Origin of the sequence: Sandarakinorhabdus rubra, from assembly GCF_010994245.1 — a bacterium.
GTDB lineage: Bacteria > Pseudomonadota > Alphaproteobacteria > Sphingomonadales > Sphingomonadaceae > Sandarakinorhabdus > Sandarakinorhabdus rubra.
This window is the reverse complement of the sequence record NZ_WMHO01000102.1, coordinates 1-8,865: the sequence shown is the minus strand read 5'-3', so window position 1 is coordinate 8,865 and position 8,865 is coordinate 1. Positions and strand designations below refer to the sequence as shown.

The 8,865-nt window shown below is 68.7% G+C and carries 8 protein-coding genes; 3 read left to right on the top strand and 5 right to left on the bottom strand.

The window, feature by feature from the left end:
- The coding region (ribA, locus tag GJV64_RS07910; protein ID WP_164156721.1) for a GTP cyclohydrolase II at positions 1-707 on the top strand (707 nt) is incomplete at its 5' end.
- Positions 708-768: 61 nt separating this feature from the next.
- Entirely contained in the window at positions 769-1,278 is a 510-nt protein-coding gene (locus GJV64_RS07905) for a L,D-transpeptidase family protein (protein WP_164156720.1), read from the top strand.
- On the opposite strand, the gene GJV64_RS07900 is transcribed toward GJV64_RS07905, so the two are convergent.
- Both GJV64_RS07900 and GJV64_RS07895 read right to left on the bottom strand, forming a co-directional pair.
- Positions 1,279-2,862: a S10 family peptidase gene (locus tag GJV64_RS07900; RefSeq protein WP_164156719.1), complete on the bottom strand. Its 1,584-nt coding sequence runs from the start codon at positions 2,860-2,862 to the stop codon at positions 1,279-1,281.
- Between the two features lie 15 nt (positions 2,863-2,877).
- Entirely contained in the window at positions 2,878-5,118 is a 2,241-nt protein-coding gene (locus tag GJV64_RS07895) for a ribonuclease R family protein (protein WP_164156718.1), read from the bottom strand.
- A gap of 112 nt (positions 5,119-5,230) precedes the next feature.
- Here GJV64_RS07895 and GJV64_RS07890 point away from each other — a divergent pair, with 112 nt between their 5' ends.
- Positions 5,231-7,051: an ABCB family ABC transporter ATP-binding protein/permease gene (locus GJV64_RS07890; RefSeq protein ID WP_164156717.1), complete on the top strand. Its 1,821-nt coding sequence runs from the start codon at positions 5,231-5,233 to the stop codon at positions 7,049-7,051.
- Between the two features lie 126 nt (positions 7,052-7,177).
- Here GJV64_RS07890 and GJV64_RS07885 read toward each other — a convergent pair whose 3' ends face one another.
- The 3 genes from GJV64_RS07885 to GJV64_RS07875 form a co-directional block, all read right to left on the bottom strand.
- On the bottom strand, positions 7,178-7,699 hold the full coding sequence (locus GJV64_RS07885) for a fasciclin domain-containing protein (RefSeq protein WP_408014974.1): 522 nt from the start codon (positions 7,697-7,699) through the stop codon (positions 7,178-7,180).
- A 164-nt stretch (positions 7,700-7,863) separates the two neighbouring features.
- On the bottom strand, positions 7,864-8,610 hold the full coding sequence (locus GJV64_RS07880; protein ID WP_164156715.1) for an anti-sigma factor: 747 nt from the start codon (positions 8,608-8,610) through the stop codon (positions 7,864-7,866).
- Positions 8,607-8,865 (bottom strand): sigma factor-like helix-turn-helix DNA-binding protein (locus GJV64_RS07875; RefSeq protein WP_268920637.1); only part of this gene is annotated, 259 nt, incomplete at its 5' end. The genes GJV64_RS07875 and GJV64_RS07880, both read right to left, overlap by 4 nt.

Genomic DNA, 8,865 nt, shown 5'->3' with positions numbered 1-8,865 from the left:
CCGTTGCCCTTGCCAAGCATGCCGGGCTGATCCCGGCGGTCTATGCGGTGCCGCAGGCCGGCATCGCCACTGCCGTCACCTGCCCGGCGGCCGCCGCGCTGGCGCTGCCGCCGGGCCAAGCGCGGGTGCGCATCTCGGCGCGGGCGCGGCTGCCGCTGGCCAGCGCCGAGAACACCGAGGTCGTGGCCTTCCGCCCGGACGATGGCGGGCCTGAACATCTGGCGCTGCTGATCGGGGACCCTGACATCAGCCGGCCTGTCCTGGCGCGGCTCCACTCCTCCTGCCTTACCGGCGATGTGCTCGGCAGCCTGAAGTGCGATTGCGGGCCACAACTGCACGCCGCCATTGCTGCCATTGCTGCCAACCCCGGCGGCGGCATCCTGCTCTACCTGCAGCAGGAAGGGCGCGGCATCGGGCTGCTCAACAAGCTCAGGGCCTATGCCCTGCAGGATCAGGGCTGGGACACGGTGGACGCCAACACGCGGCTGGGCTTTGCCGCCGACGAGCGGGATTTTTCGTTGGCCGCCGCCATGCTGGCGGCGCTGGGCGTGAGGAACGTACAGCTGCTCACCAACAACCCATTGAAGGTGGCGGGGCTGGCCGCGCATGGCCTGACGGTCAGCCGCGTGCCCCACGACATGCCGCCCAACCCGCACAACGCGGCCTATCTCGCCACCAAGCGCGATCGGCAGGGGCACATGCTGTGAAAATCCCCTCTCTCCTTGCGGGAGAGGGTCGACTCGGCGCAGCCGAGCGGGGTGAGGGGTGATGACGGTCTTCACGGCATCCTGCACCACCGGCACGGTTTCGGCGTTCGGCGAAACCCACGCCGCCAGCTTCGGCAAGGGCGGCACCTGCGCCGCCGCCGACAAGCGCGAAGGCGACGGCAAGACCCCGCTCGGAACCTGGCCGATCCGCGCCGCGCTGATCCGGCCTGATCGGCTGCCGGCGCCCGCAACGCGCCTGCCCTGGCGCTGGCTACGCCCGTGGGATGGCTGGTCCGACGCCGCCGATGACCCGGCCTACAACCGGCCGGTCAGCACCCCCCACCCCCACAGCCACGAGGCGCTGTGGCGCGACGACCAAGCCTACGACATCATCCTGGTGCTGGCCCACAACGATGCACCGCCCATACCTGGCCTCGGCAGCGCCATCTTCTGGCACGTTCGCCAACCCGATGGCCGCGCGACCGAAGGCTGTGTGGCCATGGACCGCGCGGTGCTGGCCCGCTGGCTGGAGGCGATGGCGCCGGGCGACGCCATCGCCATCAGCGGCTGATCAGCGGCTGGACTCGTCCATCCAGGCGGCCACGTCGCCGCGCATCTTCGCCAGTTCGCTTTCGGCCAGGTAGATCATGTGGCCGGATTTATAATAGGTGAAGCGGATGTTCCGGTTCAGATCGGCCGGCAGCAGCATGTGGCTGGCATCGAACTCGGCGCCATAGAAGGGCGTCGCCATGTCGTAATAGCCATTCAGGAACAGGATCTTGAGCTTCGGGTTGGCGCGCATCACGTGAGCGAGGTCCACCGCCGTGTTGGGCGTGGTCTGCACGCCTCCGCGTGGCGGGCGGTGGCTCCAGTCCCACGTCCAGCCCGGCTCGCGGGCGGACAGGCGATAGGCAAGGTCCGTCTTCACCCCCAGCGTGCGGGCGGCATAATCGTGGAGCGCGCTGACATAGGCGCCGTTGATGGCGGTGGCGGCCGGGTCATCATCCGGGCTGTCGGCGTTGAGGTCACCGGGCCGCAGCGTGTATCGCGCGTCGAGCCGGCCAATCGAAAGCCCGCGCTCACGCAACAGCTCGGTCTGGAACTGGGGGAGGTCCACCCTGAGGTTGGCGCGCTTGAGGAAATCGATGGGCAGCCCGGTGTAGGTGTTCATCTGGCGGGCGATGGTCTCTGCCTCGGCATCGGAAATGCTGCTGCCCTTGGCCAGCGCGGCCGCATAGGGCCCGCTTACCCAGGCGCGCACCTCGGCAACGAAGGCATCGAGATCAGCCGGCTTCGGCCCCGGCAGCGTGCCATGATACCAGGCCGTGGCGGCATAGGCGGGGAACAGGGTGAGATAATTCTGGTCATAACCTGGCTGACGCACGCCATAGTTGAGGATTGTGGACAGCAGCACCACGCCGTTCAGCGACAGGCCGCGCTCCTCCAGCATCCGCGCCACCACGCCGGAACGCAGCGTGCCATAGCTTTCGCCGAACAGGAACTTCGGTGATTTCCAACGGTTGTACTTGGTGACATAGCGCAGGATGACGCGCGCGAAGGCATCGCCATCCTGGTCCACCCCGCTGAAATCGCGGGACGTCCTGTCACCCAGCGGGCGCGACCAGCCGGCGCCCATGGCATCGATGAAGACAAGGTCGCTCTTGTCGATGAGGCTCCACGGGTTGGGGCCCAGGGCATACTCTTGGGGCGGCACATAGGCCGGGGTGTCGGTCTTCACTCTCACTGGTGCAAAGCTGCCAAGGTGCAGCCACACGGTCGGCGAACCCGGCCCGCCATTGTAGAAGAAGGTGACAGGGCGATTGGAACCCTCGGCGGTGTAGGCGGTGTAGAAGAAGCTGCCCGACGGCCGGCCATTGTCGTCGCGGATGGTGAGCGTGCCGGCGGTGGCGGTGTAGGCGACGGCGCGGCCGTTCACGCTGACGCTGCCTTTCGACACGAAGCTCTGTTCCTCCACCGGCGCGCGGACGGTGGCGGCATCGGCTTCGGCGATGGCGGCATCGCGGGGAGTCTGGCGGCGGTCCTGGGCAATGGCAGGGGCGGCAAGCACGGCCAGCGCCAGGCCAGCCCTCAGCAGCAGTGTCGCGATCACATGTCCAACCTTGATGCGGGCGTTCGTCTGCCGGCCTGATGGCATGGCCGGCGGCGGCGATCAACGCCGGCCGCGCCGCACCCCCGGCGGCACACGCGACTGGCCGGGGCGAGGCGTGAGGCCCTTTGGCCCGCCGCGCCGCACACGGTCCCGGCGCGGGCCGGCCGGGCTGCCGCCTTCGGGCAGCTCGAAGCGCAGCGCGCCGGTGATCGGATTGGCCTCGGCAAGACGCAGGTCCAGCCGCTGGCCAACGGCATAGCGCGTGCCGGTGGCAACGCCTTCCAGCACGCGGGCATCCTCGTCGAAGACGAAGCGTTCCTCGCCCAGCGTGGAGACCGGCACCAGACCGTCGCCGCCCAGGCCATCAACCGTGGCGAAAAATCCGAACTTGGCGACCCCGGTGATGCGCGTCTTCACCACCTCGCCCACCCGGGTCGAGAGATAGGCGGCGACATAGCGATCGATGGTGTCACGCTCCGCCTCCATGGCGCGGCGCTCGGTCATGCTGATATGCTCGGCGGTCTTGCCAAGGGCCTTGCCTTCCTCGGCGTGGAGGCCGCCGTCGCCCAGCCGGTGGGCGCTCACCAGGCTCCTGTGCACCACCAGATCGGCATAGCGGCGGATCGGGGAGGTGAAATGGGCGTAGCTGCCCAGCGCCAGCCCGAAATGGCCGACATTGTCGGGCGTGTAATAGGCCTGGGTCTGGGTGCGCAGCACCTGCTGTGAAACCTCTTCATAGCTCTCGCCGCCCTTGGCGCGAGAAAGGATGCGGTTGAACACGGCTGGCCGCACCACCTGGCCCAGCGCCACGTTCTGGCCCAGCGTTTCGAGATAATCGCGCAACGCAACGATCTTCTCGCGTGACGGCGCCTCGTGGCAGCGGAAGATACAGGGCGCCTTCTTCTTTTCCAGCGCCTTGGCCGCCGCGACATTGGCAGCGATCATGTAATCCTCGATCAGCTGGTGGGCTGCCAGATGCTCACGGACATGGATGCCGGCGATGCGGCCCGCCTCGTCGAGCAGCACGCGCTTTTCGGGCAGTTCCAGTGCCAGCGGCTCGCGCGCATCACGCGCCTTCTTCAGCGCTGCCCAGCAGGTCCACAGCGGCTGCAGCACCGGCAGATAGGCGCCGTTGCCGGCATCCATGGTGGCCTGCGCCTCTTCATAGGCGATGTTGGCGACACAGCGGATGGCAGCGCGGGTGAACCGCCAACTGAGCAACTTGCCCTCGTCATCGACATGGAGATGGCAGGCCAGAACCGCCCGGTCCTCGCCCTCGATCAGCGAGCAGGCGTGGGCAGAGAGCACTTCGGGCAGCATCGGCACAACGCGATCCGGGAAATAGACGCTGTTGCCGCGGCTGCGTGCCGCCCGGTCGAGCGCGCTGCCGGGGCGGACATAGAAGCTGACATCGGCGATGGCGACGATGGCGCGGAAATGGCCTTCATTGTCCGGGTCTGGCGCGGCCCACACCGCGTCGTCATGGTCACGCGCGTCGGCCGGATCGATGGTGAGGAAGGGCAGCGCGCGCAGATCCTCCCGCTCGCCCAGCGGCTGGTGGGCCATGCGGTCGGCCTCGGCCAGCGCGCTTTCATCGAAACGGTGCGGCAGGCCCTTGGCGTGGATGGCGATGAGGCTGAAGGCGCGCGGCTGGAAGGGATCGCCCAGCACCTCGACGACGCGGCCGAACTGGCGCGGCGGGCGGCCACTGGGTTCGGCCAACACCAGATCGCCGGCCTGGCCCTCGCCAGGATCGCTGATGGCAAGATCGCTGCGCGCCTTCTTATCGACCGGCACCAGCCGCCAGCCGAGCGCCTCGCGGCGCAGGATGCCGAGCACGAACTCTTCCGATTTCGCCAGCGCCTTCATCGGGAAGGCGGCATATCCGCTGCCCTGCTCCTCGATGCGGGCGAGCAGCCGGTCCCCCAGCGCGAAGGCGGCGCGGCGGCGGGGCTCGATCACACGCAGGCGCGGCGGCGGCGTGCCGTGCTCCCAGCGGTCGGGCACGGCGATGGCGACGCCGTCGCCCACATCGACAACGCGGATCACGGTCACCTTGGGCAGGCCGCCCCCCTTGTGCAGGTTGCGCCCCGGCCCCTGCTCCAGCTCGCCGGCCTCCATCATCTCCTTCAGCAGGGCCTTCAGCGCGATCTTGTCCTGCGCATGCAGGCCGAACGCCTTGGCGATCTCGCGCTTGCCGACGCTGGTCTTCTGGGTGGCGATGAAATCGAGGATGGCCTGCCGGTCGGGCAAGCCCGGCTGCGGGCGGCCGGAACTGGGGCGGCGGGGTGGGCGGGCCATGGCCGCACCATGGTCGCTCGGGGCGGGTGGGGCAAGTGGCACCCTGATGGGGCCCAAATGGGGTAATGCTGCCCATTGTGCAGCGGCGCGGCCCGGCCCATATGCGGCGGCGATGCAATCCCTGGCCGCCGCTGCCAGCCCGCCGCCGCCCGGCGAGGCCGATCTGAAGACGCTGAAGCGCTTCCTGCCCTATCTGTGGCCGGCGGACCGCTCCGATCTCAAGCTGCGCGTCGTTGGCGCCATGGCGCTGGTGCTGCTGGCCAAGGCGACCACGCTGGCGATGCCCTATGCATTGAAGCTGGCGCTCGACCAGATGGCGGCGGGCGTGCCCGATGGTGTCGGCATCGCCATGGCGCTGGTCGCTTCCTATGCCCTCGCCCGCTTTGGCGGGGTGCTGTTCGACAATCTGCGCAACGCTGTGTTCGAGCGGGTCGGCCAGGAGGCGGCGCGGCGGCTGTCGCTGGACGTGTTCGCGCACATCCATCGACTGTCGCTGCGCTTCCATCTCGAACGCCGCACCGGCGCGCTCACCCGGCTGATCGAGCGCGGCACCAAGAGCATCGACACGATGCTCTATTTCCTGCTGTTCAACATCTTCCCGACCGTGATCGAGCTGACGGCGGTGTGCATCCTGTTCGGGCGCGGCTTCGGCTGGGAACTGGTGGCTGCTACGCTGGTGATGGTGGTGCTCTACATCGCCTACACCCAGCGCATCACCGACTGGCGCGCCGCCCTCAGGCGCGAGATGGTGGACAGCGACCAGAAGGCCACCGCGCGCGCCGTCGATAGCCTGCTGAACTATGAAACGGTCAAGTATTTCAACGCGGAAAGCCATGAGAACCGCAACTATGGCCGCGCCATCAAGCGCTATACCGATGCTGCCACCAAGTCCGAGGTGAGCCTGGCGTGGCTGAACGTCGGCCAAAGCTTCATCACCAACCTGCTGATGGCCGGCGCACTGGCCTGGGTGGTGTTCGGCTGGAGCCAGGGCCTCTTCACGCTGGGCGATGTCGCCTTCGTCAACGGGCTGCTGATGCAGTTGTTCCGGCCGCTCGACATGCTGGGCATGGTGTATCGCGAAATCCGCCAGGGCCTGATCGACATGGAGGCGATGTTCCGCCTGATCGATACCGAGGCCGAGATCGCAGATGCCCCCGATGCCGTGCCGCTGGTGGTGGACGGCGCCGCCATCCGCTTCGAGAGCGTCGAATTCGCCTATGAGCCGCGCCGGCAGATCCTCCACGGCATCTCGTTCAGCGTGCCGCCGGGTGCCAAGCTGGCCGTTGTCGGCCATTCAGGCGCCGGCAAGTCGACGCTCAGCCGCATCCTCTACCGCTTCTACGACATCCAGGGCGGCCGCGTGACCATCGACGGGCAGGACATCCGCACCGTGACGCAGGACAGTCTGCGCCGCGCCATCGGCATCGTCCCGCAGGACACCGTGCTGTTCAACGACACGATCCGCTACAACATCGCCTATGGCCGGCCCGACGCCACGGAAGCCGAGATCATCGCGGCGGCGCGGGGCGCGGCGATCCATGATTTCATCATCGGCCTGCCCGACGGATACGAGACTCAGGTCGGCGAACGCGGTCTGAAACTGTCGGGCGGCGAGAAGCAGCGCGTGGCCATCGCCCGCACCATCCTGAAAGACCCGCCGATCCTGATCCTCGATGAAGCCACCAGCGCGCTCGACAGCGCCACCGAGGCCAGCATCCAGGAGGCGCTGGGCGGGGTTGCAGCCGGACGTACCACCATCGTGATTGCCCACCGCCTTTCCACCGTCACCGACGCCGATGAGATCATTGTGCTGGACGCCGGGCGCATCATCGAACGCGGCCGCCACGAAGCCCTGCTGGCGCGCGGCGGCGCCTATGCCCAGATGTGGGCGCTGCAACAGGCCGAAGACGCAGACACGGCTGCGGCCGCATAAGAGCGGGGGCCGGCCCGATACTCCGGCCGGCCCCCAACACGCACGCAACAACGATGTCAGGCGGATCCCTCGCAAGACGCGCCAGTCCCGCAGTTACGCGGGTGGCGCCCCCGGGGATGCACCGCGTCAGGGCAGAACGACCGCGTCGACCACGTGGATGACACCGTTGGATTGCACCACGTCGGCCTGACGGACGTGGCTCATGCCGCCCTTGGCATCGCGAAGCATGACGAGGTTGCCCATCAGCGAGGCGGTGAGCTTGCCACCCTGCACGGTGGTGATCTCGGTCTTGCCGCCACCAGCCTGGATGGCCTTGACGAGATCGGCGGCCAGCACCTTGCCCGGCACCACGTGATAGGTGAGCACAGCGGTGAGCGTGCCCTTGTTTTCCGGCTTCAGCAGGTTGTCGACGGTGCCGGCCGGCAGCTTGGCAAAAGCTGCGTTGGTGGGGGCGAACACGGTGAACGGGCCCTTGCCCTTCAGCGTGTCAACCAGGCCAGCAGCCTTCACGGCGGCAACCAGCGTGGTGTGGTCTGCCGAGTTCACGGCATTGTCGATGATGTCGCGGGTCGGGTACATCGGGGCGCCGCCCACCACCGGCTGCGCGCTGGCCATGGGGGAAAGGCCAGCAGCGGCCATGGCGAACATGGCGGCACGCAGAGCGTTACGGGAAACCATCGCAATCTCCATCAATCTATCTTGGGTCCGCCGGAAGTGGCGGCAGTGCCAGATACGCTTGATGGTGTGACGTGGCTGCGTCAGCCAGCGTCGCTGCGACGAAAAGGGCCGATCCCGCGGTCAGGCCGCCGGGATCAGGCCGCAGACAGGGCGCCGGTGGCAATCACTGGCCCGGTGGGGGCGCCGGTGGGGGAGCCGCCGATGGGCTCGATCGAGATGGCCAGCACTGCGCCCGCTTTCAGCCCGGTCAGCCGGGCGGGCGGGATGGCGTGGGCGGCGCCGGCCGAAATGTCGATCACGCCCAGCGAGCGCGGTGGATTCTTGCCCTCGATCACCCAGAGTTCGGGCACCTTGCCGGCCGCCCCGTCTGGCGTCGCAACGGGAGCGAAGCGCACCTCGCCACTGGCCGGATCGACGGCGGCGGCGAGCAGGGGCCGGCCCTCGCTGTCGGCCAGGGTGGCGACCAGCGACGGCGCCGTGGCGGCCGGCGCTTGCGGCACAGGCGCGGCCGGCAGCACCAGCAGCGCCACGGCCAGCGCCGCCAGCGCGGTGCCGCCCAGGCCCAGACCGCGCCACAGGCCGACATTGTGCCACCAGCCGGTTGGCGCAGCCGCCGTTTGCGCGGTGCGCGGCGCCGGTTGCACATCGGCCAGGATCGCCTGCCAGACAGCCGGCGGCGGCGCCATGTCGGGCGTTTCGCCGTCGAGCGGCGCCAGCAGCGCCTGCCAGCGTTCGACAGCGGCACGGAAAGCAGGATCGCTGAGCAGGCGCAGCTCGGCCGCCTTGCGCTCGGCGCGGGAGCCGGCACCCAGCGCGAAATCCATCGCCTCGGCTTCCAGCACCGTCAGGCCCTCGAGGCCGGTATCAGGGGTCTGGCTCATGGCGTCCCCTCGTCGAGATGGGCGCGCATGCGGATGAGGCCGCGGCGCACCCAGCTTTTCAGCGTGCCCACTGGCACGCCCTCGCGCAGCGCCAGTTCATCATAGGTGATGCCTTCGAAATAGCAGGCCCTGATGGCGGCAGCGTGGCGCGGTTCCAGCCGGGCCAGCGCGGCGGCCAGCTGGCGCGCGTCTTGGGCGTGGCCAATGCCGGCATCGGGCGCCGGGCCATCATCGGCGAGATCGAGCGCAGTCTCC